Raw genomic sequence first — 25,514 nt, 5'->3', positions numbered from 1 at the left:
AGCTCGCTCCCACAAGGACTTGCACAAAACCCTGTGGGAGCGGGCTTGCCCGCGAAGGCGTCAGTTCAGGCAACGATGTTCGTGAGCTGGCGCAAAATCTGCATCCAACGGCCATTCGCCGGTTTTCCGACACCGGCCTCTGGAGGATAGGATGCGTAGCCTGGTTTTGCTGCTGGCCGTTTTGGCACTTGGCGGCTGCATGAATGTCAGCGATATGGCCGAAGGGGCTCGCTACCATATGAGCGACGCCGGCTTTCTGGATCACAGCGACAGTCGCCGTGTGAACAACCTGCGCATTCAGCCGGACTCGTTCGTCTACATCGCCCAGGGCGCCTTTATGCCGCCGGGCGGCACCGCTTACCCGCGTCCCAATGTGATCGCCGAAGTCGCCTTTGACGGTTTTATCGAATATTTCCCGATGGTCCGTCGCGCGCGTACCCCGGAAGGCCTGGACCAGGCCATGAATGAAGCCCGTTCCGCCGGTGCCCATTACCTGCTCTATACCCGCTTCGCCAAGGCCGATGACCGCATCGGCAACTCGGATGAATGGCTGGACCAGGAGGCACTGGATCGCCTCGGCATCGACACCGGCGTGATTCAGATCATGTTGATCGAGACCAGCACCCAGTATTTGATTGATACTGCACGTATCAAGAGTCGTGGCGGTTTACTGACGTTCCACGACGAAAAGCCAGAAGACCTGATGGGCCCGCCGCTTGAGCAATATGCTCGCAGCCTGTTGGGGCTCAGCGACCAGTAATCGAAGGAGATCGCCATGAGTGGCCCGCAAAAAGCCAACGACCTGTTGGGGCAAATCCCCAAGACCAAGGGCTTGCCGCCGGTCCACCTGTGGAACCCGGACTTCTGCGGCGACATCGACATGCGCATCGCCCGCGACGGCACCTGGTACTACATGGGCACGCCGATCGGGCGCATGCCGATGGTCAAGCTGTTCTCCACCATCATTCGCCGCGACGGCGATGATTACTTCCTCATCACCCCGGTCGAAAAAGTCGGCATCAAGGTCGACGACGCACCCTTCGTGGCGATTGCCGTGGAAGTGGAAGGAGAGGGCGAGTCGCAAATCCTGCGCTTCACCACCCATGTCGACGAAACCACCGAGGCCGGCGCCGAGCATCCGATTCGCGTGATGATTGACCCCGACACCCAGGAGCCCGCGCCCTATGTGCATGTGCGCAGCAACCTGGAAGCCTTGATTCATCGCAACGTGTTCTATCAGTTGGTGGAGCTGGCGGTGAGTCGTGAGATCGACGGGCAGCGTTGGCTGGGTGTCTGGAGTGGCGGCGAATTCTTCCGAATCGGTCTCGAACCCTGACACCGCCCCCTGTGGGAGCGAGCCTGCTCGCGATGGCAGTCGATCAGGCGACATCGATGTTGTATGTGGTGGCAACATCGCGAGCAGGCTCGCTCCCACAGTCGTTCTGAACCTTCCTGAAAAATCAATTTGACACCCAATCGTATGATGATTAGCGTGTGCCTCCATCGCACACGCTTCCGAGGTGTCCATGTCCAGCAGTTTTCACGCCTCGACCGTCGACTGGCTCGGCTGCTGGATCGCCACCGGGCAGGTCAAGCCGGGCGAATCGCTGAAGGTCGAAGCCGATCTCGGTGAACAGCTCGGGGTCAGCCGCACCGTCATTCGCGAAGCCATCAAGACCCTGGTTGCCAAAGGCATGCTCGAAGTCGGGCCGAAGGTCGGCACGCGGGTGTTGCCGGTCAAGCGCTGGAACCTCTTCGATCCACAAGTCGTTGGCTGGCTGTCACGGGGCGGCTTGCCGGAAAACTTCGTCGACGATTTGCTCGACCTGCGCCGCACCATCGAACCGATGGCCGTGCGTTGGGCCTGCGAGCGCGCCACCGCAGAACAGGTTCAAGACATTCTGTTGGCCTGCAACGCCCTGGAGCGGGCGGTGGACAGCGGCATCGATTATAACCGCGCCGACCAGCTCTTCCATGAGTGCATCCTCGCCGCCAGCCACAATCAATTCATCGAACAAATGGTCCCGGCCCTCGGCGCGCTGTTGGCGGTGTGTTTCGAAGTGTCCGCCGCCGACCCGGACGAACTGCGCCGCACCTTGCCGATTCACAAGGACATGGCCGAAGCCATCGCCGCCCGGGACGCCGCGCGGGGTGTCTGGGCCTGCATGACCCTGATCGATAACGCCGACCTTGCGATCAAGCGCTACTACCCGCAGGTCATGGCGGACAAAAAAACCGGCTAGCATTCGAAATCCCTGTGGGAGCGAGCCTGCTCGCGATAGCGGTGGTACATCCAACACTCATGTGTCTGACCCACCGCAATCGCGAGCAAGCTCGCTCCTACAGCATAAAAACAAGAACAACGCAGGAGGTTTCATGACGTGGACCGCAGTCACCGAACATCGGGCCCGGCTTGGCGAAGGCCCGTTCTGGGATGCACCGACCCAGGCACTCTATTGGGTGGACATCGCCGGCAAGCAAGCGCTGCGGTTGATCGGCGCCAACGTGCAAATCTGGCAGATGCCGGAGCACGTCTCGGCCTTCATCCCCTGCGCGAGCGGCGATGCGCTGGTGACCTTGAGCAGCGGCGTCTACCGCCTGGACCTCGATTCACCCGGCCTGGAACCGCGCCTGACCCTGTTCTGCGTAGCCGACCCGCAACCGGGCAACCGTGGCAATGAAGCCCGTTGCGATGCCCAGGGCCGACTCTGGCTTGGCACCATGCAGAACAACATCGGCGAGCAGGGCGAGGACCTGCCCATCAAGCGGCGTTCCGGTGGCCTTTTCCGCATCGATCGCGATGCGCGAGTGACCCCGCTGCTGCGCGGCCTGGGCATCCCCAATACCCTGCTGTGGAGCGATGACGCCACCACCGTGTATTTCGGCGACAGCCTCGACGGCACGCTGTATCGGCATTTCATCCGCACCGACGGCAATCTGGAACCGGCGCAGACCTGGTTCGGCCCTCATGATCGCGGCGGTCCGGACGGTTCGGCGATGGATGCCGAAGGCTTTATCTGGAATGCCCGGTGGGACGGCAGTTGCCTGCTCAGGCTGACGCCGGGCGGTCAGGTTGATCGGGTGATCGAGCTGCCGGTCAGCCGCCCGACCAGTTGTGTGTTCGGCGATGCCGATCTGCAAACCCTGTACATCACCAGCGCCGCCAGCCCGCTTGGGCATCCGCTGGATGGGGCGGTGTTGTCGATCCGGGTCGATGTGCCCGGCAAGCTCTGTACGCGATTTGCCGGGTAAATCCCAAAATATGGGATGCAAAATTATATATTGAGATTGTTCGGGTGCCGGGTTTATAGTCGGCACCATCGTTTCACGATGCACTCACACTTAAAAAAACAAAACAGGTGAAGTGATGCAGCGATATCCCCGCGAACTCCAAGGTGGAGTCAGTGTTTCAGACCCTCCCTGTGCTGAAACGTTTGCGCGTCTATCTGTTTTCCCCCCAGAGCTTTCAAACCGGACATTGACAGCTGTTCGGGTTTCGGCGCGCTCGCGAACAGGAGTTCCGATCCATGGCTGAAGCGCTTTCACTGCCACCGGTGCCAGAACCGCCCAAGGGCGAACGCCTCAAAGACAAAGTCGTGCTGCTGACCGGCGCCGCCCAAGGCATTGGCGAAGCCATTGTCGCGACCTTTGCCGCGCAACAAGCCAGGCTGGTCATCAGTGACATCCAAGGCGAGAAGGTCGAAAGCGTTGCGGCGCGCTGGCGTGAGCAAGGTGCCGATGTGGTAGCAATCAAGGCCGACGTTTCCCGTCAGCAGGATCTGGATGCCATGGCCAGGCTGGCGGTCGAGCGTCACGGCCGCATCGACGTGCTGGTCAATTGCGCCGGGGTCAATGTGTTCCGCGATCCGCTGCAAATGACCGAGGACGACTGGCATCGTTGCTTCGCCATCGACCTCGACGGCGCCTGGTACGGCTGCAAGGCGGTCTTGCCGCAGATGATCGAGCAGGGCATCGGCAGCATCATCAACATTGCCTCCACCCATTCCAGCCACATCATTCCCGGCTGCTTCCCGTATCCGGTGGCCAAGCACGGTTTGCTCGGCCTGACCCGCGCCCTGGGCATCGAATATGCGTCCAGGGGCATTCGCGTGAATGCCATCGCACCCGGATACATCGAAACCCAGTTGAACGTCGACTACTGGAACGGCTTTGCCGATCCGCACGCCGAACGCCAGCGCGCGTACGACCTGCATCCACCCAAACGTATCGGCCAGCCGATCGAAGTGGCGATGACCGCGGTGTTCCTGGCCAGCGATGAAGCGCCGTTCATCAACGCCTCATGCATCACCATCGATGGTGGCCGCTCAGTGATGTACCACGACTGAACGACCGGGGTTTCAAGCGTATTTCCACGCCTGAAATCCAATCATCATACGATATGACTATTAGTAGTACGGTTTAAACGCCTTTTGATTCAACAAGAACGCTTTCAAAGAATGCTCAAAAAAATAACAAGGAGTCAGCTTATGAATCGTCGTCATGCCATCCGTTCCCTGTGCGGCGCCGCCCTGGCGGTTAGCGCGCTCAGCCTCAGCAGCACGCTGTTTGCAGCCGAGGAAGTGAAAATCGGCTTCCTGGTCAAGCAGGCCGAAGAGCCGTGGTTCCAGACCGAATGGGCCTTCGCCGAAAAGGCCGGCAAGGAAAAGGGTTTTACCCTGATCAAAATCGCCGTGCCTGACGGCGAGAAAACCCTTTCGGCCATCGATAGCCTGGCGGCCAACGGTGCCAAGGGCTTCGTGATCTGCCCGCCGGACGTCTCCCTCGGCCCTGCGATCATGGCCAAGGCCAAGCTCAACGGTTTGAAAGTGATTGCCGTCGACGACCGCTTCGTCGACGCCAGCGGCAAGTTCATGGAAGAGGTTCCGTACCTGGGCATGGCCGCGTTCGAAGTCGGCCAGAAGCAGGGCAATGCCATGGCGGCCGAGGCGAAAAAACGCGGTTGGGACTGGAAAGACACCTATGCCGTGATCAACACCTACAACGAACTCGATACCGGCAAGAAGCGCACCGACGGCTCGGTCAAGGCGCTGGAAGATGCGGGCATGCCGAAGGATCACATCCTGTTCTCGGCCCTCAAGACCCTCGACGTCCCGGGCAGCATGGACGCCACCAACTCGGCACTGGTCAAGCTGCCGGGAGCGGCGAAGAACCTGATCATCGGCGGCATGAACGACAACACCGTGCTCGGTGGCGTGCGGGCCACCGAGAGCGCCGGATTCGCAGCGGCGAACGTGATCGGTATCGGCATCAACGGCACCGACGCCATTGGCGAACTGAAGAAGGCCGACAGCGGCTTCCACGGCTCGATGCTGCCCAGCCCGCACATCGAGGGCTACAACACCGCCAGCATGATGTACGAGTGGGTCACCACCGGCAAAGAACCGGCGAAATACACCGCCATGGATGACGTGACACTGATCACCCGCGACAACTTCAAGCAGGAACTGGAAAAAATCGGCCTGTGGAACTGAAGGCCGGTTGATTTCATCGGCGGCGCCGGCAACGGGGCCGCCTGATCTGTGTGACGAGGTGGTTATGGCGCAAACACAATTACAACAACAGACCGGTTTCCCGTCGGGCGGCAGCTTGCGTTTCAACGGGATCGGCAAGACCTTTCCCGGCGTGAAGGCGCTGGACAACATCAACTTCGTGGCGCATCCGGGGCAAGTCCATGCCTTGATGGGCGAGAACGGCGCGGGCAAGTCGACCTTGCTGAAAATCCTCGGCGGCGCCTATGTCCCGAGCAGCGGCGACCTGCAGATCGGCGAGCAGACCCACGTTTTCAGATCCACCGCCGACAGCATTGGCAGCGGCGTGGCGGTGATTCACCAGGAGCTGCACCTGGTGCCGGAAATGACCGTCGCGGAAAACCTTTTCCTGGGACATCTGCCGGCCAGTTTCGGCCTGATCAATCGCCGTCAATTGCGCCAACAGGCGCTGGCCTGTCTCAAGGGCCTGGCCGACGAGATCGATCCGCAGGAAAAAGTCGGGCGCCTGTCGCTGGGTCAACGGCAACTGGTGGAGATTGCCAAGGCCTTGTCCCGAGGGGCGCATGTGATCGCGTTCGACGAGCCCACCAGCAGCCTGTCGGCGCGGGAAATCGAGCGTCTGATGGCAATCATCGGGCGCCTGCGTGACGAAGGCAAAGTGGTGCTGTACGTCTCCCACCGCATGGAAGAAGTGTTCCGCATCTGCAATGCGGTGACGGTGTTCAAGGACGGTCGCTACGTGCGTACCTTCGAGGACATGAGCGAGCTGACCCACGATCAACTCGTCACCTGCATGGTCGGCCGCGACATCCAGGACATCTACGACTACCGCTCGCGCCCGCGCGGCGCGGTGGCCTTGAAGGTCGATGGCCTGCTCGGCCCGGGCCTGCGCGAGCCCATGAGTTTCGAGGCGCACAAGGGCGAGATTCTCGGCTTGTTCGGCCTGGTCGGTGCCGGTCGCACCGAGCTGTTTCGCCTGCTCAGCGGGCTGGAGCGCAACACCGCCGGGCGCCTGGAGTTGCGCGGTCATGAGCTCAAGCTCAACTCCCCCCGGGATGCCATCGCCGCCGGCATTCTGCTGTGCCCGGAAGACCGCAAGAAGGAGGGCATCATCCCGCTGGCCAGCGTCGCCGAGAACATCAACATCAGCGCGCGCAGTGCCCATTCCGGTTTCGGCTGCCTGATCCGCGGGCTGTGGGAAAAGACCAACGCTGACAAACAGATCAAGGCGCTGCGGGTGAAGACACCCCATGCCGGGCAACCCATCAAGTTCCTGTCCGGCGGCAATCAGCAGAAGGCGATTCTCGGTCGCTGGCTGTCGATGCCGATGAAGGTCCTGCTGCTCGACGAGCCTACCCGTGGCATCGATATCGGCGCCAAGGCCGAGATCTACCAGATCATTCACAACCTGGCCGCCAGCGGTATCGCGGTGATCGTGGTGTCCAGCGACCTGATGGAAGTGATGGGCATTTCCGACCGCATCCTGGTGATGTGCGAAGGGGCGATGCGCGGCGAGCTGAGCCGTGAACAAGCCAATGAATCCAACCTGCTGCAACTGGCGTTGCCGCGCCAGCGCGCTGACGGCGTGGCGAACTGAGAGGTATTGATGATGACAACCAAAAACGAAACCCTGCCGACGATGCGCAAGCCTCTGGACCTGCGGCGCTTTCTCGATGACTGGGCAATGCTGGCGGCAGCGGTGGGGATCTTCGTGCTCTGCACACTGCTGATCGATAACTTCCTCTCGCCGCTGAACATGCGCGGCCTGGGCCTGGCGATTTCCACCACCGGCATCGCAGCCTGCACCATGTTGTATTGCCTGGCGTCCGGGCATTTCGACTTGTCGGTCGGCTCGGTGATTGCCTGCGCCGGGGTCGTGGCGGCGGTGGTGATGCGAGACACCAACAGCGTGTTCCTCGGCATCAGCGCGGCGCTGGTCATGGGGCTGATCGTCGGCCTGGTCAACGGCATCGTGATCGCCAAGCTGCGGGTCAACGCGTTGATCACCACCCTGGCGACCATGCAGATCGTCCGCGGCCTGGCCTACATCTTCGCCAACGGCAAGGCGGTGGGTGTGTCCCAGGAGTCGTTCTTCGTGTATGGCAATGGCCAGTTGTTCGGCGTGCCGGTGCCGATCCTGATCACCATCGTCTGCTTCCTGTTCTTCGGCTGGCTGCTGAACTACACCACCTATGGACGCAACACCATGGCTATCGGCGGCAACCAGGAAGCGGCGCTGCTGGCCGGGGTCAACGTCGACCGGACCAAGATCATCATCTTCGCCGTGCACGGTGTGATCGGCGCGCTGGCCGGGGTGATCCTGGCTTCGCGCATGACCTCGGGCCAGCCGATGATTGGCCAGGGTTTCGAGCTGACGGTGATCTCGGCCTGCGTGCTGGGTGGTGTTTCCCTCAGTGGCGGCATCGGCATGATCCGGCACGTGATTGCCGGGGTGCTGATCCTGGCGATCATCGAAAACGCGATGAACCTGAAGAACATCGATACGTTTTATCAGTACGTGATTCGGGGTTCGATTTTGCTGCTGGCGGTGGTGATTGACCGTCTGAAGCAACGCTGAAACCTGTGCTGATCTGACTGACGCCATCGCGAGCAGGCTCGCTCCCACAGTGATCCGAGGTGTACACAGAATCATCTGTACGCCGTAGAGCCCCTGTGGGAGCGAGCCTGCTCGCGATGGCGGTGTGTCAGACAACATCAGTGTTGGATGAAACGGCCTTATCGCGAGCAAGCCCGCTCCCACAGGTCATGTGTCATTCCTCCCGCCTTCCGTCATCTCCCTTAAATATCCCTTGATCGTAACAAAGGGTTTCAGGTTCAATTTGTACATGATTAGACAGGTTCGATTCGACAAGAAACAACGGGTGGTCGATGAGCTCATCCGGCGCATTGAAAGCGGTCTCATGGAGGACGGCTTTCACCTGCCCGGCGAGCATCAGTTGGCTCAGGAATTCAAAGTCAGCCGAGGTACTTTGCGTGAAGCCCTGGCCGAATTGAAACGGCGCAACTACATCGCGACGCAAAGCGGGGTGGGGTCCATCGTCACGTTCGACGGTGTGGTACTCGACCAGCGCAATGGCTGGGCCCAGGCCCTGGCCGACAGCGGCGCGCTGGTCAATACCGAAGTGCTGCGGCTGGAGGCGGTGACGCGTCCGGACCTGCTGTCGCGTTTCGGCACCGACCAATTCATCACCCTCGACCGTCGCCGCCGCTCCAACGACGGCACGCTGGTTTCCCTCGAACGCTCATTGATGCCCGCCACCGGAGGCCTGGAAAGCCTGCCGCGAGTGGGTTTGATCGATAACTCCCTGACCATCACCCTGGCTGCCTACGGCTATATCGGCGAACGCGGCGATCAATGGATCGGTGCCGAACCGCTTAGCGCCGAAGACGCGCAGTTGCTGGGACGCCCGGCGGGCACGGTCTTCCTCAAGGCCTTGCGTACCACCTACGACCGGCAAAACCGCTTCATGGAACAGGTGGAAAGCCTGCTTGACCCCGTGCATTTCCGTATGCACCTGCAATTTGGAAACTCGAAATGACTGCGCTCGATCGTGCCCTGGGCGCGTTTTATGGCCTGGCGCTGGGCGATGCGCTGGGCATGCCGACCCAATCGCTTAGCCGCGACGATATCAAGGCGCGGTTCGGTGAAATCGTCGACCTGCAGGATGCCGGTCCCCATCAGCCGATTGCCGCCAACATGCCCAAGGGCTCGATCACTGACGACACCGAACAGGCGATCCTGGTCGGTCAGTTGCTGGTCGATGGCAAAGGCCGGATCGAACCCTCGAAGCTCGCCCAACGCTTGATCGAATGGGAAGCGCAGATGCAGGCCAAGGGCTCGCAGGACCTGCTCGGGCCTTCGACCAAGCGCGCCATCGAGATGATCCTCGCCGGTCATTCGCCGGAGGAGGCGGGTCGCTACGGCACCACCAATGGCGCGGCGATGCGTATTACCCCGGTGGGGATTGCCGCGAACGTGGCCGACCCCGAGCGTTTCATCGACGCGGTGATACAAGCCTGCCAGGTCACCCACAACACCACGCTGGGCATCTCCAGCGCAGCGGCGGTGGCCGCGGTGATTTCGGCCGGGATCAACGGCATGGAGCTGGGCGAGGCGCTGAGCCTCGGCCAGCAAATTGCCCAGCAAGCGCAAAGCCATGGCCACTGGGTTGCCGGTGGACGCATCGCTTCGCGCATCAGTTGGGCGCGGACCATCAGCGTCGAGAGCGACAGGGCGGCGCTCGCCGATCTGCTGTACGACGTGATCGGCACTTCGGTGGCCTCGCAGGAGTCGGTGGTGGTGTCGTTTGCCCTGGCCCAGCAAGTGGCCATTGGCGAAATGACCGCCTTCGAGGCGCTGTGCATGGCGGCGAGCCTGGGCGGCGACACCGATACCATCGCGGCGATTCTGGGGGCGATGCTGGGGGCCTGCATGGGGCTGGAGATCTGGCCGGTGGCGATGATCGAGAAGGTCAAGGCCGTCAATGATCTGCAGCTTGAGCCGTTGGTGAAAGGACTCCTCGCCCTGCGCTGACTGGACTGACGCCTTCCCCTGTAGGAGCGAGTTCACTCGCGATGGACGTTAACGATAACGCAGGGGTTCCTGATACCCCGCGTCGTTCTCAGGTCCATCGCGAGCATGCTCGCTCCTACAGAGGGGCGTCGCCGACTGTAAAAATCTGATTTGCCCACAACCACAAAAATGGCAACAGGAGCATTTTCATGAGTTCATCGAACGCCGGGCAGAACGCCGGGCAGCTGGAAACCCGCGGCATCGAACCGGTGCCGGAGGCCGAGTGCAATGGTCATCCGTTGCAGCTGTTCTGGGTCTGGTTCGCCGCCAACATTTCCATCCTCGGCCTGCCGCTGGGCGCCACTCTCGTGGCCTTTCGCGGGTTGGCGATCTGGCAGGCGATCATCGTTGCCATTCTCGGTGCCGCCGGTTCCTTCGCGGTGGTCGGGATCATTTCCATCGCCGGTCGCCGTGGTCGCGCACCGAGCCTGACCCTGTCGCGGGCCATCTTCGGCGTGCGCGGCAATATCGGCCCGACCCTGGTGTCGCTGATGTCGCGCCTGGGCTGGGAAACCGTCAACACCACCACGGCCGCGTTCGTGTTGCTGTCGCTGTGCTCGATTCTGTTCGGCTCGCCGGTGGAAGCGAAAAGCGCGCCGCTGCTGACCCTGACCTTCATCGCCATTTTCGTCTTGCTGACCCTGTCGGTGTCCGGCCTCGGCCACGCCACGCTGCTGGTGATCCAGAAGTGGGCGACCTACGTCTTCGGTGCATTGAACATCCTGGTGGGTGGCTTCCTCTGCGCCACCATCGACTGGAGCGCCGTATTCAACGCCACGCCGGCGCCGATGAGCGCGATGATCATCGGCATCGGCACCATGGCCGCCGGCACCGGGATTGGTTGGGCCAACGCCGGCGCGGACATGTCGCGCTATCAGCACCGCAGCGTCAAGGCCGCGCGCCTGGTGGCCTCGGCCGCATTCGGCGCGGGCATTCCGCTGGTGCTGTTGATCACCCTTGGCGGCCTGCTGTCGGTGGGTAACGACGATCTGGCCCAGGCCACCGATCCGATCATCGCCATCCGCGACATGCTGCCGACCTGGATGGCCGTGCCGTACCTGATCACCGCGTTCGGCGGCCTGCTGCTGTCGAACAACCTGTCGGTGTACTCCGCGGGCCTGACCACGCTGACCCTGGGCCTGAAGGTCAAGCGCGTCTATGCCGTGGTGGTGGACATCGTCGCGATCTTCGCCGGTTCGATTTACTTCATGCTGATCGCCGACAGCTTCTACGGCCCGTTCATCACCTTCATTTCCCTGCTGGCGGTGCCGATCACCGCGTGGGTCGGGATCTTCGTGGTCGACCTGATTCACCGTCACTACTACAGCCCCAAGGATCTGCTGGACGTCAGCCCGAGCAGCGCCTACTGGTATCAGGGCGGTATTGAATGGCGTGCGTTCGGTGCCTGGGCGCTGGCGATCGTGCTGGGTTTCAGCTTCACCACCATCGGCACCACGGCAGAGAACGTCTGGTTCAAGGGCTTTTTGTCCGATTCGTGGCTGGGGCATAACGGCCTGGGCTGGATCGTGACTTTCGTGGTGGCCGGCGGGGTTTATTTTGTATTGGGCGGGGCAAGGGATCGTCGTGCCGCACTCAACGAGAACGCTCATGCATAGTGTCCGGTCTCGCAAATACTGTTCCTTTTTGGCGGCGTTTGTTGCCGCCAGGCTGCGTTGCCGCTCCTCGCCATAGCGAGCTATGACTCGTCGCGGCGCCTTGCCTGACGACAACAACCACTCGCCAAAAGAGGAACGTATTTGTGAGACCGGACACCAAGATGCTGCACACCGGCCAGGTCATCATCGACCTGGTCATGGCCGTGGATCAATTGCCGCAAGCGGGCGGCGATGTGTTGGCGCAGTCCGCCAGTTTCGAAGCCGGCGGCGGTTTCAACGTGATGGCCGCGGCGGCGCGCAATGGCTTGCCGGTGGTCTACCTGGGGCGCCACGGCACCGGGCGTTTCGGCGACCTGGCCCGTGAGGCGATGGCGGCCGAAGGCATCCGCATCGGCCTTGCGGATCGCGCCGAACGGGATACCGGTTTGTGTGTGGCGATCACCGACGCTTCAGCCGAGCGCAGTTTCGTTTCCTACATCGGCGCCGAAGGCGATCTCACGGCCGAGGACTTGGCCGGTGTGACCGTTGAGGCGGGTGATTTCGTGTATGTCAGCGGCTACAGCTTGCTGCTGGCAGGCAAGGGCCAGGCCCTGGTGGATTGGGTGCGAGCCTTGCCAGTCGAGGTCAAGGTGGTGTTCGATCCGGGGCCCCTGGTGGATTCGCCGGATGCGCCGCTGATGCAGGCCTTGCTGGCGCGCATCGATATTTGGACCAGCAACAGCGTCGAGGCGCTGCGGTTTACCGGGGCAGCGAATATCGCCCAGGCACTGGATCAACTGGCCGGGCATCTGCCGGCCAGGGTCCTGATGGTGGTGCGGGACGGGCCACAGGGCTGCTGGATCAATCAGGGCAGCGAGCGTCGGCATGTGCCGGGTTTCAAGGTCGAAGCGGTGGACAGCAATGGCGCCGGCGATGCCCATGCCGGGGTGTTTGTCGCGGGGCTGGCGAAAGGGTTGCCGGCGTTTGATGCGGCGCGGCGGGCCAATGCGGCGGCGGCTTTGGCGGTGACTCGGTGGGGGCCGGCGACTTCGCCGGGGACTGCTGAAGTCGATGCGTTCATCAGCAAGTCCTTCAGCGACTGATCCATTGCTATCGCGAGCAGGCTCGCTCCTACAGGGGGATGTGTTGTTCACAAATCCAGTGTAGGAGCGAGGCTGCTCGCGATAGGGCCCTCAAATTCAACACATGGATCAAACATCCAGCTTGCGTGCCGCCTCGACGCCGGCGGCGCTGAGCTTGATCGGCAAGTTAAGCGAGTGCTCCCCAGCCTCGTTGCACCGCACATGGCCGTGCTGGATCAGTCCGCGGTCCTGCAGGGTGGCGAGGGTGCTGGCCACGACTTTCTCCCCCCGGTAATTGTCCAGGACCTCCTTGCCCAGGCCGTTGGGGTGGGCGTGCAGCAGGCGGGTCAGGACTTCTTTCTCCAGGTTTTTATCGACGTTCATGGTTACCTCTTCATGGCGATGGGCAGGTCTTGCGGCAAAGGTCGTCACTGGCTCACGCCCCCTTCAGAGCCCGAGCCACCGGTGGTGCTCTTCGAGCCCATGCCGGGGCCGGCGTTATCGGGGGTGCGAGCGTCCGGCAGGTTGAGCCCGCCCTGGCGACCGGTATCGTTGCCCTGAGTCCGTGGATCGGTGCCGGTGGACGGCGGCAGGCTGTTCTCGATTCCGGTGCCGTCGGTGTTGATGCCGGGGGCGCTCTGGATGGCGGGGGCCCTGGGGCTTTTGATCGGGTCGGTCGGGCCGGTGCCGGAAGCGGTGGTCGCCGCAAGGGCGAGCGGCGACAGCAGGGCAGCGAAGGCGAGGGCGCTCAGTCGGGACGTGATCATGGTGGAATCTCCATTGATTTAGAGTCCTTACCTGACGTTGGTCCGCCCCCGCCTGGAAATGGTGCCGGATGAACGACGAACGGTTCAGGCCTGTTGCAATGCCCGATCCGTGGCCAGTCGGCGCCAGATCAGGCGCCCCACGGTGATCAGCCAGTTGAACGCAGCCACTGCCAGCACCGTGAGCAACAGCGTTGCCATGCCGTGTTCGACGATGATTTTCCCGGCCAGCAGCGGAAAGCCGAAGACGCCGATGAAGTACGACAGGCTGAACAGCAGCAAGGATTGCGCGGTGGTGCCGCTCGGTGCTTCGTTGGCGGCCAGGCCGTTGATCACCGAGTACGTCAGCCCGTAACCGACCCCGAGCATCACCGCCGCGAGCACGTAGCTGAAGCCGTCATCGACCACGAAGCCGAACATCAGGATCGAGCCCATCATCAGCCCCGACAGCAGGCACGACGCACGCAGTGGATCGCGCTTGACCACGAAGCCGGCGATCAACATGCGGCTGCTGATCGCGGCGCTCATGAAACCGAGGAAGAACAGCGAATAGTCCAGCGAGCGTGCTGCCGCGTAGCTGGTCTGGAAACTCGACAGGCCGCCGAACACGCAACCGCCGAGGCCGACCATGATGATCGGCAGCACGGCCCTGGAGCTCAGCACCTGAGCCGTCGCCTGCCAGGAAATCCGCGAGATTGTGGTCGATTGCACCGAGGCGTTTTTCAGCTGGCGATCCAGCCGCCAGAACAGCAGCACGCCGATCAGGCTGGCAATGGCGGCGAGGTAGAACGCCGCAGTCACCGGATAGCCCAGGGCGCTCGCCGCGCGCCCAAGCAACGGACCGCTGCCGATCCCGGTCATCATGCTGCCTGAGAGCAGGGCGAAGTATTTGGCGCGCTGCGCAGGTGTGACCAGGCTCGCGACGATGATCGGCCCGAGGGTGTAGAACACCCCCCAACCCAGCCCCAGCAACAGGCCGAAGAATAGCAACAGGTTGCCGAAACCGGGCGTCAGGGCAAAGCCCAGGCTGGCCGCCACCAGCAGCACGCCGAACAACGCCACCGAACGCGCCGCGCCCAACAGGTCGCACAGGTGGCCGGAGACAATCACCGCCACAAAGGTGCTGAGCATCGCCGCGGAAATCACGCTGCCGGCATCGTGCTCATTGCCGCCGCGCGAGCCGATCAGCAGTGAAAGCAGAAAGGTCGATCCGTAGGACAGCGACAGCAGGTAACTGGCCAGGCAAAACAGGCCGAATAACTTGCCGGAAACGGGTGGTGTTGCGGTAGGCATGAAGCGGTTCCTTGACCTGATAAATACGCAGGTCATCTATCTATCACGCAACGCACTTATGTTAGGTCCGAGGTTCACGATTTCAGGGTTAGTGCAGGCCGGAGTAAAGCCGAATCGACCCTGTGGGAGCGAGCTTGCTCGCGATGGTCGTCAACGATAACGCGGGCAACCAGAATGAACGCAGTGGCTCCGGGTTCTTCGCGAGCAGGCTCGCTCCCACAGGGGCAAAGCCACTCGCCACCGACACATCGCCGACTTAGTATGGCGTTTTCCATTTTCAGACAAGGCACGTCCATGACGATCGAAATCCGCCCGGCGACTCCCAGCGATGCTCCGCAAATTCTCGCGTTCATCACTGAACTGGCCGACTATGAACGTGCCCGCCATGAAGTCATCGCCAGTGTCGCCGACATCGAGCGCAGCCTCTTCAGCGAAGGCGCCACCGCCCATGGCCTGATCTGCCTGCGTGACGGCGTGGCCATCGGTTTCGCCGTGTTCTTCTTCAGCTACTCCACCTGGCTGGGCAGCAACTGCCTGTACCTCGAAGACCTCTACATCACCCCCGAACAGCGCGGCGGCGGGGCGGGCAAGACCCTGCTGCGGCACCTGGCGAAAATCGCCTGTGCCAACGACTGCGGGCGCTTCGAGTGGAGCGTGCTGGAGTGGAATACCCCGGCCATCGACTTCTACAAGTCCCTGGGTGCGCAGCCGCAGGAGGAGTGGGTGCGCTATCGCATGGACGGCAAGGTGTTGCGCGAGTTCGCCGAAGGAAACTGATCGGCCTTAAAAGATCGCAGCCTTCGGCAGCTCCTACAGGGGAACGCGTTCCAATTGTAGGAGCTGCCGAAGGCTGCGATCTTTTTTGTCTTTGTCTCAATATATGGGATTGATATTTATATATTGAGATTTTTCTGCGCCAGGGTTTATAGTCCCGCTCACTCACTGCCAAAAACCAGAACAGGTGAAGCGATGCAGGCGCAATTGATCGCGCTCGATTGGGGGACAACCTCATTACGTGCTTACAAACTCGCCGAAGGCGGCCAGGTGCTCGAACAGCGTTCGCTGTCGTCGGGGATCATGCAGTTGCCCAAGGCGCCGCGAATCATCAAGGGCCTGGAATGCGCCGATGGTTTTGAACTGGCTTTCGATGAGGCCTGCGGTGACTGGCTCGACGCCCAGCCGGACTTGCCGGTGATCGCCTGCGGCATGGTCGGCAGCGCCCAGGGCTGGCGCGAAGCGGCCTACCGCGATACCCCGGCGAACGTCGCCAGTCTCGGAACCTCCCTGCAAACCGTGCGCAGCCTGCGCGGTGTCGACGTGCACATCGTGCCCGGGGTGATTCAACGCTCGCGTCTGCCCAACGTCATGCGCGGCGAAGAAACCCAGGTGCTCGGCGTGCTGCAAAGCCTGTCGCAGGAGGCGGGCGCCGATCTGTTGATCGGTCTGCCGGGCAGCCATTCGAAGTGGGTGGAAGTGGTCGATGGTTGCATCGTGCACTTCGATACCTTCATGACCGGCGAAGTCTTCGCCGTTCTCAGTGAACACAGCATTCTGGGGCGCACCCAGCAGCGCGGCGGCGCGTTCGACGGCCAGGCCTTTGATCGCGGCGTGCAAGTGGCGCTCTCGGCAGAGGGCGACATCGGCGTGCTGTCGACCCTGTTCAGTGCCCGCAGCCTGGGGCTGACCGGTGAACTCAGTGGCGCCGCGCAAACCGATTACCTCTCCGGCCTGCTGATCGGTCACGAACTGTCAGCCCTGGCCAACGTCCAGCGCCAGCGGCGCAACAGCGTGCACCTGCCATCGATCATCCTGATCGGCAACGCCCAGCTATGCGGGCGCTACAGCCGGGCGCTCGATGCCTGCGGTTTTGCCCGGGTGACCCTGGCCGAACAGGCCACCGAACGCGGCCTGTGGCAGCTGGCACTCGCCGCCGGGCTGGTCGCCTCCACCTCTTCCCGTTAACCCTGACTGGAGTCCTGAGATGCTCAAGCAAGCACTGGCGCAAAACGGCCTGATCGCCATCCTGCGCGGCCTGCGCCCGCAAGAGGCCGCCGCCATCGGCGAAGTCCTGTACGCCGCCGGATTTCGCGTCATCGAAGTGCCGCTCAATTCCCCCGAGCCCTACGACAGCATCCGCATCCTGCGCGATACCTTGCCCGCCGATTGCCTGATCGGCGCGGGCACGGTGCTGACGCCGGAGCAGGTCGAGCTGGTGAAGGCGGCAGGCGGCCAAGTGATCGTCATGCCCCACAGCGATCCCAAGGTACTGCGCGCGGCAAAGGCGGCGGGTCTTTCGCTGTCGCCAGGTGTCGCTACGCCCACCGAGGCTTTCGCGGCACTGGCCGAAGGCGCGGACATCCTGAAGATGTTCCCGGCCGAGCAGATGGGCCCGGCGGTCGTCAAAGCCTGGCTGGCGGTGTTGCCGGCGGGGACGATCCTGGCCCCGGTCGGTGGGATCACCCCGGACAACATGCAGGTGTTCATCGACGCAGGCGTCAAGGGTTTCGGCCTCGGTTCCGGCCTGTTCAAACCGGGCATGACACCTGAGCAAGTGGCGGCCAATGCCAAGGCCTACGTCGCTGCCTGGAAAGCCCTTCGCTAAGACTTTTTGGCGCTGCAAGCGCTGCATCCAATAAGAGAGACCGACTAATGAAAATCACCAAGCTGACCACCTTCATCGTTCCGCCGCGCTGGTGCTTCCTCAAAGTTGAAACCGACGAGGGCGTCACCGGCTGGGGCGAACCCGTGGTCGAAGGCCGCGCCCACACTGTTGCTGCTGCCGTCGAGGAATTGTCCGACTACCTGATCGGCAAGGACCCACGCAATATCGAAGACATCTGGACCGTGCTCTACCGTGGCGGTTTCTATCGCGGCGGCGCGATCCACATGAGCGCCCTGGCGGGTATCGACCAGGCACTGTGGGACATCAAGGGCAAGGCGCTGGGTGTGTCGGTCAGCGATCTGCTGGGCGGCCAGGTGCGGGACAAGATCCGCGTCTATTCGTGGATCGGTGGCGACCGTCCGGCCGACACCGCTCGGGCGGCGAAAGAAGCGGTCAGCCGTGGTTTCACCGCGGTGAAGATGAACGGCACCGAGGAATTGCAGTTCCTCGATACCTTCGAAAAAGTCGACCTGGCCCTGGCCAACGTCGCCGCCGTGCGTGACGCGGTGGGGCCGAACGTCGGCATCGGCGTCGACTTCCATGGCCGGGTGCACAAGCCCATGGCCAAGGTGCTGATGAAGGAACTCGACCCATACAAACTGATGTTCATCGAAGAGCCGGTGCTCAGCGAAAACTACGAAGCGCTCAAGGAGCTGGCGCCGCTGACCAGCACGCCGATCGCCCTGGGTGAGCGCCTGTTCTCGCGCTGGGATTTCAAGCGTGTGCTCAGCGAAGGCTACGTCGACATCATCCAGCCCGACGCCTCCCACGCCGGCGGTATCACCGAAACCCGCAAGATCGCCAACATGGCCGAAGCCTACGACGTGGCGCTGGCCCTGCATTGCCCGCTGGGCCCGATTGCCCTGGCGGCGTGCCTGCAACTGGACGCGGCCTGCTACAACGCGTTCATCCAGGAGCAGAGCCTGGGCATCCATTACAACGAGAGCAATGACCTGCTCGACTACGTCAAGGATCCACGGGTGTTCGACTACGACCAGGGCTTCGTGAAGATCCCGAACGGTCCGGGCCTGGGCATCGAGATCAACGAGGAATACGTGATCGAACGCGCCGCCGTCGGCCACCGCTGGCGCAACCCGATCTGGCGCCATGCCGATGGCAGTTTTGCCGAGTGGTGATCACTCCCTGACCCACCACCCAACCCCTGTAGGAGCGAGCCTGCTCGCGATGGTCTATCAGTCGACACCATGCTGAATGACACACCGCTATCGCGAGCAGGCTCGCTCCTACAAGGGATCGGCGCCACATTTCAAATCGACCTCAATAACCATAAGAAGAGGCACCCCCATGCAACCGCAAACCCTCACCGGGCAGGCGTCGTTGGTGACGCCCAGTCGCAAGCGTTTTTTCATCATGGTCCTGCTGTTCATCACCGTGGTGATCAACTATCTGGACCGCAGCAACCTGTCGATTGCCGCTCCGGCGCTGACCAGCGACCTGGGCATCGATCCGATTCACGTCGGCCTGATCTTCTCCGCCTTCGGCTGGACCTATGCGGCCATGCAGATCCCCGGGGGCTGGCTGGTGGACCGGGTGCCGCCGCGCATCCTGTACACCGCTGCACTGCTGCTGTGGTCGATTGCCACGGTAATGCTCGGTTTTGCCGCCAGCTTCATCGCGCTGTTCGTGCTGCGCATGGCGGTCGGTGCCCTGGAAGCGCCGGCGTATCCGATCAACAGCCGCGTGGTCACCACCTGGTTTCCCGAGCGTGAACGCGCCACGGCCATTGGTTTCTACACCTCCGGGCAGTTTGTCGGCCTGGCGTTCCTTACGCCGGTCCTGGCCTGGCTGCAGCATCAGTACGGCTGGCACATGGTCTTCGTCACCACCGGTGCGGTGGGCATTCTCTGGGCGGTGATCTGGTACGCGGTGTATCGCGAACCGCGGGATTTCAAAGGCGCCAACGACGCCGAAATCGAGCTGATCCGCGAAGGTGGCGGGCTGGTGGACATTCAGTCGGAGCAGGCCAAGGTCAAAGCCAAATTCAGCTGGACCGACCTGGGCATTGTCCTGACCAAACGCAAACTCTGGGGCATCTACCTCGGCCAGTTCTGCCTCAACTCGACGCTGTGGTTTTTCCTGACGTGGTTCCCGACCTACCTGGTCAAATACCGTGGCATGGATTTCATCAAGTCCGGCCTGCTGGCGTCGCTGCCGTTCCTCGCAGCCTTCATCGGCGTGCTGTGCTCGGGGTTCTTCTCCGACTTCCTGATCCGTCGCGGTTACTCGGTAGGGTTCGCCCGCAAGCTGCCGATCATCAGCGGCCTGCTGATTTCGACGTCGATCATCGGAGCCAACTTCGTCGAGTCGACGCCGCTGGTGATTGCCTTCCTCGCGCTGGCCTTCTTCGGCAACGGGCTGGCGTCGATCACCTGGTCGCTGGTGTCGACCCTGGCGCCGGCACGCTTGCTGGGGCTGACAGGTGGGGTGTTCAACTTCATCGGCAATCTGTCGGCGATCGCCACGCCAATCGTCATCGGTTTCCTCGCCACGGGCGACTCTTTTGCCCCGGCCATTACCTACATCTCGGTTCTGGCGTTGATCGGTGCACTTTCCTACATCTTGCTGGTGGGCAAGGTCGAGCGTATCAAGTTGTAGTCCAGGCATGCGGGCGACCATAATGCCGCCCGTTCACTCGCTCAACGCTAAGGCTGGATATGCAGGAAGACGCCCCAAAAATCGCCAAGGACGCCGCGCCAACCGGCACCCAGACCCTGCTTCGCGGTCTGGGTGTGGTCCAGGCGGTGGCCAGCGGCGCCCGCGATCTGAAGGAGATCGCCCGGCTGATCGGCACCACGCGCAGCACCACCCATCGTCTGGCCAGCTGCCTGGTGGACGAGCGTTATTTGCGCGTGGTGCCGCAAGTCGGCTACCTGTTGGGGCCGAAGCTGATCGAGCTGGGGTTTCAGGCGCGGGAAGAGTTGCCGCTGGTGACCCTGGCCGGTCCGTACCTGGATGAATTGTCGGCCTTGACCGGCGATACCGTTCACCTGGCGATCCGCGAGGGCGATGAGGTGCTGTACTTGCACAAGAACCCGGGGCGCAACGGCCCGGAAATGCGTTCGCGGGTTGGCCATCGCATGCCGCTGGCGCGCACCGGGATCGGCAAGGCGCTGATGCTGGATGACACGCCGCAAGAGTGGCAGCGGCTGTACGAAATCAGCCTTCCGGTGGGTGGGAAAAATCAATTCTGGCCGCAGCACCCGGAGCAATCCTGGGAACAGTTCCAGCAACGCATGCTGGAATACGTGGCCGGTGGTTATGCCTTCGACCTGGAAGACAACGAGCCGTCGATCCGCTGTGTGGCAGCGCCCGTTCGCGATGCCAGCAAACGCATCGTCGCAGGCATCAGCATCGCCAGCACCGTGCCGTACATGCCATTGGAAAAAATGGCCGAGCTGATTCCGCTGATCAAAGGCGTGACGGCCAGGTTGTCGGCGGAATTGGGTCTGAAGGTTTAAGCCTCATTGCGATCGCGAGCGGACTCGTTCCCACAAGTGGGGCGTGTCAGCTTTCGGCTTTCTTCTCGGCCACTGCCAACTCTTTCAGACGCTGATCGATCAGCTGGCACTTGTCCGGCAGATCTTTCGCGGCAGTGCCCAGGTCCATCTTCTGCAACTCATCGTTGATCTCCTTGGCCTTGGCCGGGTTCTGCTCGGTCAGGCGGCTGACTTCCTTGGCCAGTTGTTCGCGCTTGGCGGTGGCTTCCTCCGGCGTGCAGGCCCAGGCGGGCAGGGCGCAGGCGAAGGTGGCGGCGAGGGTGAGCTTGAGCAAGGTTTTCATCGTTCAGGCCTCGGTTCCGGTTAGGGCGGGTTAACCGGTTGAGGGCTGGAGGGTGGGAAAAGTTCAGACAGCCTTGTGGGAGCGAGCCTGCTCGCGATAGCGGAATGTCAGCCGACATTGATGTTGCCTGACATCCTGCAATCGCGAGCAGGCTCGCTCCCACAAAAAAAGGTGCTGCGGCGTGTTCGGTTTATCCGCTGTGACAGCAACTCGATTTCTGCGCCTGCTCATATTTGTCGTGGTGCCTCACCCATTCCATGATTTCCTCTTCATTGCGCCCCTTGGGCGTCAGGTCGAGGTAGTTGTAGGCGCCGACCAGCATGTCCAGGCCCCGGGCGTAGGTGGAATAGGTGTGGAAAATCTCCCCCGCGTCATTGCGATAAAACACGCTAAGGCCCGGGAGTTCTTCTTCTGAGCCGTCGGTTTTTTCGTAGTTGTAGGTGGCCGTGCCTGCAGCCACGTCTTCGGACCGGGCGGTGACGCCGAAGTCATAGTTGAAATCGCAACCGACGGAGGACACCCAATCGAATGTCCAGCCCATGCGCCGTTTGAAGGCCTGGAATTCGCCGAACGGGGCGTGGGAAACCGCCACCACCGCCACGTCGTGATGGGCCAGGTGCTGGTTGGCGCCATCGATGTGGTCGGAAAGGAACGAGCAGCCGGGGCAGCCTTCCTCCCAGCCTTCGGCGAACATGAAGTGGTAAACGATCAACTGGCTGCGGCCGCCAAACAGGTCGGCGAGTTTCAGCTCGCCCCGCGGGCCCTGGAAGTGGTAGTCCTTGTCGATCTTCACCCAGGGCAAGGCGCGGCGTTCGGCGCTGAGTCTGTCCCGTTCCTTGGTGAAGGCTTTTTCGTGAGCCAGGTGCTGCTTGCGTGCAGCAAGCCATTCTTCCCGGGACACGACGGGATGATTCTGAATGTTCATGACGATTTCTCCTGCATGGGACAGGGAGGCGTGGGTTGATGAGGCGACTTACACAGCCTAGTCGTTTGACCTGTGGGTAAATCGACATACCGCCGGTCGGTCGTGGCCAAAACCTCGGCTGAACGGCTATCGCCCATGCCGGTCACAACCTATGAAGGCCCCATCAATCACGGGTACCGGAGGTTGATTCAGGATGACGACTTATAACTGGGATTTGATTGAACGCTTGCTGCACGAAGTGCAGAACGGTGAAGCCAGTTTCACGCCACGGCCCTATGCCGAGCAGTACGCGGCGCAAAAGGCTGCCGAGGGCGAGGAACCCGAAAACCTCGACCATCTCAAGGCCGTGGCCGGGGAGTACGAAAAACTACTGCTGGAGCGAGGCTACATCGAGCCTCGGCCCCAAGAGCAGGGCGGTACGGGCTCCAATTACATTCTGACGATGCGTGGTTCCAGGTTGTTGAGCCTGATCGACAGCAGCATTCCGGGCAACGACCATCCGCGGCAGGTGCTCGATGAGCAGGAAGATGCGCTGAATGAAGTGACGTTTGATCAGGTGGCTTCGAGGGCGCAGATCGCCTGACTTTCGATGACCCCTTTTAGGAGCGAGCCTGCTCGCGATTGCAGTGTGTCAGTCAGCATCAATGTCGACTGGCACTGCGCAATCGCGAGCAGGCTCGCTCCTACAAGGGTTCGTGTTGGGTTCAACCCTGTTTGGCAGCCTTCAGACATTTCAAATCACTGAAGTCCTTCTTCACACCTTCGATTTTCGTCAGCAACCGCTGGCGTTGCACCGGCGTGCTCTGCGCCATCAAGTCCACGAACAGCGAACGGGCCTGGGCTTCGGTCCGGGCGAAGGCCTGTTTGTATTCCGGTGTCCACAAGCGCTCACGATTGACCAGCAGGGTTTCCATTCGCTGTGGAAATTCCGGACCATGTCGTTGCGCCACCGCCGCACTGAACTGCTTCTGCCAGTGGACTCGATTGGCCAGCCACTGCGTATTCTGGTCGCCCAGGGCGTTGGACCATGCGACGACGCGCTGTTGCTGCGAAGCGTTGAGAGGTCCGATCCAGTCATCCAGGCGTTTCTCCATGCGCTCGCCGCGTTCCTTGATCTGCTGGTCGAGGGATGGCTTGAGGTATTGCGCCTGGCGTTTGCGCTGATCCTTGGTGAAGGCCGCGTTCATTTCCGCGACCTGCTGGTCATCCAGGCCTTGCAGCAGCTCGACGGCCGAGGGCGTGATCTCCCGGGCGGTCTCGGCGATGGCCTGTTCGGCTTCCTCTGTGCGCGCCTGCAGGGCGGCATCGGTGACCTGGTTGGTCGCCACCATGGTTTGCAAGCGGTCCAGCCAATCGAGGTAACCCGGCATTTGCGTGGTGCAGTGCCAGCTCAGGTGTTCCTTGAGCCGTACGTTGAGCCAGCTTTTCTGCTCGCCGTTCATGTCCAGGTAGTCGCTGAGGGTCCAGGGAATGATGACGTCGAGGTTGCGGTAGGCCAGGCCCATGCGACTGCATGCACCGAGGGCGAGGGTGACGGCCAGTACCAAGGCAGTGTGTGTTAACCAGCGCGACATGATCGAATCCTTGCGAAAGCCTGGCTTAGGGGTCTGATTCTTATGTGAACGCAGAATGAGCCTGGCAGTTCAGCCGATCAACAGGCGAGCTGTCGTTGCTTGTTACAGAGCGGGTTTTACAGGGGAGGCGGGATTTGCCGCAGGGGAGGGAGCCAGTCCAAGCGCTTCGAGAGTCAAAGCGCCCGTGGACCAGGTGAAGCGCGAGTGATTACTTTTTGCCCAGGCTGATCTGCTTGGACGGGGCGAACGTCTGGCCGCTGACGCCCTTGGCAATTTGCTGGATTTCGCCACCGGACTTGAGGAACGCTGCGATCTGGCTGTTAAGCGATTCGCTGGTTTCCACGGCTGGGGCTGGTTTTACTTTGCTGTTGGATGCTTTTACGCGCATGACGACCATTCACCTTCAGGAAACTAAAATAGCCAGCCATCGTACAGCAATAACCCGCAATTTGCTTGGTTAATATCCCCGGGATATTCAGCCGTGCGGTGGCTAAAACGTGGATTATTATTTTGAAGACTTGCCTAAGTCGCTGTTTTAAATAAAAACATGGCGGATGGAAATTGCAATTTCTGCGTGGTGGCGAGTGACGAAAACCGTGGAGGCGGCCTGACGAGCGGCGGGTTGCCCGAGCAAAGCCCGGGAAAATCAAGGCTCGCGAAGGAATTTCTCGTGTCACCGCTTCGGCCGCCAAACGCGACCTGCAAAACCGGGTAGAATGCCGCCCACGTAATGAGGGTATTTGAAATGGCTTTAGTCGGGCGTTACAACAGTTTGCAAGTGGTTAAACACACTAACTTCGGTTTATATCTGGACGGTGGCGCGGATGGCGAAATTCTTTTGCCGAATCGCTATATCCCAAAAGATATTCCCAGCGAAGATGAAGACTGGCTAAACGTTTTTGTATATCTGGACAGCGATGACAAACTTATCGCGACGACTGAAAAACCGAAAGTTCAGGTCGGTGAATTTGCAAGTTTGAAAGTTGTTGAAGTCAACAGTATTGGCGTGTTCCTCGACTGGGGGCTGCCAAAGGATCTGTTGCTGCCGTTCTCGGAAGAGAAGCGTCAGATGAAGGCTGGCGAATATGCCGTGGTGCACGTTTATCTCGACAAGCACACCCGTCGCATCACCGCGACGACACGCCTGGATCGCTACCTGGACAAGACCCCGGCCAGCTATAGCCAAGGCCAGGAAGTCGACCTGCTGGTCGCCGAAGCCACCGACATGGGCTTCAAGGCGATCATCAACAACAAGCACTGGGGCTTGATCCACAAGAACGAAATCTTCAAGTTCATGCGCGCGGGCAAGCAGGAGAAGGGCTTTATCAAGGAAGTGCGTGCCGACGGCAAGATCAGCCTGAGCCTGCAACCGGTCGGCCAGGAAGCGGCGACCAGCCTCAACTCGAAGATCCTTGCCAAGTTGCGCGAGAACAACGGCACCCTGGCGGTCAGCGACAAGAGCGATCCGACAGTGATCAGCGAGATGTTTGGCGTCAGCAAGGGCAACTTCAAGAAGGCCATCGGTGCGTTGTACAAAAACGGCCAGATTGTCATTCATGCCGACCGCATTGAACTGACCTGAGTTAAAGCCTGACCCATGTAGGAGCTGCCGCAGGCTGCGATCTTTTGATCTTGATCTTTCAAAAAGCAAAATCAAAAGATCGCAGCCTGCGGCAGCTCCTACAGGGGGAAATTTTTGTACAACTGGTTGATA

Annotated in this window: 27 protein-coding genes; 20 read left to right on the top strand and 7 right to left on the bottom strand. The window is 61.4% G+C overall.

Going from position 1 to position 25,514, the window contains the following annotated elements; translation table 11 throughout:
• Positions 1–151 precede the first annotated feature (151 nt).
• From ABTV29_RS23595 to ABTV29_RS23540, 12 genes are all read left to right on the top strand, one after another.
• Positions 152–760 (top strand): DUF4823 domain-containing protein, encoded by a 609-nt coding sequence (locus ABTV29_RS23595; protein WP_433767042.1) that lies wholly within the window; start codon positions 152–154, stop codon positions 758–760.
• Between the two features lie 15 nt (positions 761–775).
• Positions 776–1,336, top strand: coding sequence for a DUF1285 domain-containing protein (locus ABTV29_RS23590; RefSeq protein WP_433767041.1), 561 nt, complete (start codon positions 776–778; stop codon positions 1,334–1,336).
• A 190-nt stretch (positions 1,337–1,526) separates the two neighbouring features.
• Complete coding sequence (locus ABTV29_RS23585; protein ID WP_433767040.1) at positions 1,527–2,243, top strand: FadR/GntR family transcriptional regulator; 717 nt, start codon at positions 1,527–1,529, stop codon at positions 2,241–2,243.
• A gap of 133 nt (positions 2,244–2,376) precedes the next feature.
• Positions 2,377–3,252 (top strand): SMP-30/gluconolactonase/LRE family protein, encoded by an 876-nt coding sequence (locus ABTV29_RS23580; protein WP_433767039.1) that lies wholly within the window; start codon positions 2,377–2,379, stop codon positions 3,250–3,252.
• Positions 3,253–3,527: 275 nt separating this feature from the next.
• Positions 3,528–4,346 (top strand): SDR family oxidoreductase, encoded by an 819-nt coding sequence (locus tag ABTV29_RS23575; protein WP_433767038.1) that lies wholly within the window; start codon positions 3,528–3,530, stop codon positions 4,344–4,346.
• Between the two features lie 141 nt (positions 4,347–4,487).
• On the top strand, positions 4,488–5,492 hold the full coding sequence (locus tag ABTV29_RS23570) for a substrate-binding domain-containing protein (RefSeq protein WP_433767037.1): 1,005 nt from the start codon (positions 4,488–4,490) through the stop codon (positions 5,490–5,492).
• Between the two features lie 64 nt (positions 5,493–5,556).
• A complete protein-coding gene (gene araG, locus ABTV29_RS23565; RefSeq protein ID WP_433767036.1) occupies positions 5,557–7,107 on the top strand; it encodes an L-arabinose ABC transporter ATP-binding protein AraG in 1,551 nt (516 codons plus the stop codon).
• 12 nt (positions 7,108–7,119) lie between these two features.
• The gene (gene araH, locus ABTV29_RS23560) at positions 7,120–8,088 is read left to right on the top strand and encodes an L-arabinose ABC transporter permease AraH (protein ID WP_433771989.1); all 969 of its coding nucleotides are present in this window, start codon (positions 7,120–7,122) and stop codon (positions 8,086–8,088) included.
• A gap of 268 nt (positions 8,089–8,356) precedes the next feature.
• A complete protein-coding gene (locus tag ABTV29_RS23555) occupies positions 8,357–9,070 on the top strand; it encodes a GntR family transcriptional regulator (protein WP_433767035.1) in 714 nt (237 codons plus the stop codon).
• Positions 9,067–10,065 (top strand): ADP-ribosylglycohydrolase family protein, encoded by a 999-nt coding sequence (locus ABTV29_RS23550; RefSeq protein ID WP_433767034.1) that lies wholly within the window; start codon positions 9,067–9,069, stop codon positions 10,063–10,065. Before ABTV29_RS23555 ends, ABTV29_RS23550 begins: the two co-directional genes overlap by 4 nt.
• A gap of 188 nt (positions 10,066–10,253) precedes the next feature.
• The gene (locus ABTV29_RS23545; RefSeq protein ID WP_433767033.1) at positions 10,254–11,720 is read left to right on the top strand and encodes a purine-cytosine permease family protein; all 1,467 of its coding nucleotides are present in this window, start codon (positions 10,254–10,256) and stop codon (positions 11,718–11,720) included.
• A gap of 161 nt (positions 11,721–11,881) precedes the next feature.
• A complete protein-coding gene (locus tag ABTV29_RS23540) occupies positions 11,882–12,802 on the top strand; it encodes a PfkB family carbohydrate kinase (RefSeq protein WP_433771987.1) in 921 nt (306 codons plus the stop codon).
• Positions 12,803–12,910: 108 nt separating this feature from the next.
• Here ABTV29_RS23540 and ABTV29_RS23535 read toward each other — a convergent pair whose 3' ends face one another.
• The 3 genes from ABTV29_RS23535 to ABTV29_RS23525 all read right to left on the bottom strand — a co-directional run bounded on the left by ABTV29_RS23535 (position 12,911) and on the right by ABTV29_RS23525 (position 14,838).
• A complete protein-coding gene (locus ABTV29_RS23535; RefSeq protein WP_433767032.1) occupies positions 12,911–13,165 on the bottom strand; it encodes a hypothetical protein in 255 nt (84 codons plus the stop codon).
• 44 nt (positions 13,166–13,209) lie between these two features.
• The gene (locus tag ABTV29_RS23530) at positions 13,210–13,548 is read right to left on the bottom strand and encodes a hypothetical protein (protein ID WP_433767031.1); all 339 of its coding nucleotides are present in this window, start codon (positions 13,546–13,548) and stop codon (positions 13,210–13,212) included.
• Positions 13,549–13,632: 84 nt separating this feature from the next.
• Entirely contained in the window at positions 13,633–14,838 is a 1,206-nt protein-coding gene (locus tag ABTV29_RS23525) for an MFS transporter (protein WP_433767030.1), read from the bottom strand.
• Between the two features lie 294 nt (positions 14,839–15,132).
• Between ABTV29_RS23525 and ABTV29_RS23520 the strand changes: the two genes are divergently transcribed.
• The 6 genes from ABTV29_RS23520 to ABTV29_RS23495 all read left to right on the top strand — a co-directional run bounded on the left by ABTV29_RS23520 (position 15,133) and on the right by ABTV29_RS23495 (position 20,979).
• On the top strand, positions 15,133–15,615 hold the full coding sequence (locus ABTV29_RS23520; protein ID WP_224536139.1) for a GNAT family N-acetyltransferase: 483 nt from the start codon (positions 15,133–15,135) through the stop codon (positions 15,613–15,615).
• 192 nt (positions 15,616–15,807) lie between these two features.
• Positions 15,808–16,800, top strand: coding sequence for a 2-dehydro-3-deoxygalactonokinase (locus tag ABTV29_RS23515; RefSeq protein ID WP_433767029.1), 993 nt, complete (start codon positions 15,808–15,810; stop codon positions 16,798–16,800).
• Between the two features lie 19 nt (positions 16,801–16,819).
• Positions 16,820–17,440: a 2-dehydro-3-deoxy-6-phosphogalactonate aldolase gene (locus ABTV29_RS23510; protein WP_433767028.1), complete on the top strand. Its 621-nt coding sequence runs from the start codon at positions 16,820–16,822 to the stop codon at positions 17,438–17,440.
• A 47-nt stretch (positions 17,441–17,487) separates the two neighbouring features.
• Positions 17,488–18,636, top strand: coding sequence for a galactonate dehydratase (gene dgoD, locus ABTV29_RS23505; protein ID WP_016770960.1), 1,149 nt, complete (start codon positions 17,488–17,490; stop codon positions 18,634–18,636).
• A 169-nt stretch (positions 18,637–18,805) separates the two neighbouring features.
• Positions 18,806–20,116, top strand: a complete 1,311-nt coding sequence (locus ABTV29_RS23500) for an MFS transporter (RefSeq protein ID WP_433767027.1) — start codon at positions 18,806–18,808, stop codon at positions 20,114–20,116.
• A 59-nt stretch (positions 20,117–20,175) separates the two neighbouring features.
• Positions 20,176–20,979: an IclR family transcriptional regulator gene (locus ABTV29_RS23495; protein ID WP_433767026.1), complete on the top strand. Its 804-nt coding sequence runs from the start codon at positions 20,176–20,178 to the stop codon at positions 20,977–20,979.
• Between the two features lie 46 nt (positions 20,980–21,025).
• Here the strand turns inward: ABTV29_RS23495 and ABTV29_RS23490 are convergent, their stop codons facing one another.
• Both ABTV29_RS23490 and ABTV29_RS23485 read right to left on the bottom strand, forming a co-directional pair.
• Positions 21,026–21,301 carry a hypothetical protein gene (locus ABTV29_RS23490; protein ID WP_433767025.1) on the bottom strand — a complete coding sequence of 92 codons (276 nt, stop codon included), beginning with the start codon at positions 21,299–21,301 and terminating at the stop codon, positions 21,026–21,028.
• A gap of 190 nt (positions 21,302–21,491) precedes the next feature.
• Complete coding sequence (locus ABTV29_RS23485; protein ID WP_433767024.1) at positions 21,492–22,226, bottom strand: DUF899 domain-containing protein; 735 nt, start codon at positions 22,224–22,226, stop codon at positions 21,492–21,494.
• 193 nt (positions 22,227–22,419) lie between these two features.
• Between ABTV29_RS23485 and ABTV29_RS23480 the strand changes: the two genes are divergently transcribed.
• The gene (locus ABTV29_RS23480; protein ID WP_433767023.1) at positions 22,420–22,809 is read left to right on the top strand and encodes a transcriptional regulator; all 390 of its coding nucleotides are present in this window, start codon (positions 22,420–22,422) and stop codon (positions 22,807–22,809) included.
• 121 nt (positions 22,810–22,930) lie between these two features.
• On the opposite strand, the gene ABTV29_RS23475 is transcribed toward ABTV29_RS23480, so the two are convergent.
• Both ABTV29_RS23475 and ABTV29_RS23470 read right to left on the bottom strand, forming a co-directional pair.
• Complete coding sequence (locus tag ABTV29_RS23475) at positions 22,931–23,800, bottom strand: DUF6279 family lipoprotein (protein ID WP_433767022.1); 870 nt, start codon at positions 23,798–23,800, stop codon at positions 22,931–22,933.
• A 208-nt stretch (positions 23,801–24,008) separates the two neighbouring features.
• Positions 24,009–24,197 (bottom strand): hypothetical protein, encoded by a 189-nt coding sequence (locus ABTV29_RS23470; RefSeq protein ID WP_204354261.1) that lies wholly within the window; start codon positions 24,195–24,197, stop codon positions 24,009–24,011.
• A 348-nt stretch (positions 24,198–24,545) separates the two neighbouring features.
• On the opposite strand from ABTV29_RS23470, the gene ABTV29_RS23465 reads away from it, so the two are divergent.
• Positions 24,546–25,382 carry a CvfB family protein gene (locus ABTV29_RS23465; RefSeq protein WP_433767021.1) on the top strand — a complete coding sequence of 279 codons (837 nt, stop codon included), beginning with the start codon at positions 24,546–24,548 and terminating at the stop codon, positions 25,380–25,382.
• The last annotated feature ends 132 nt before the right edge of the window (positions 25,383–25,514 follow it).

The organism is Pseudomonas putida (assembly GCF_050989985.1).
Classification (GTDB): domain Bacteria; phylum Pseudomonadota; class Gammaproteobacteria; order Pseudomonadales; family Pseudomonadaceae; genus Aquipseudomonas; species Aquipseudomonas putida_AI.
Note: the sequence above shows the minus strand (reverse complement) of the source record. Positions and strands in the feature narration are given on the sequence as shown.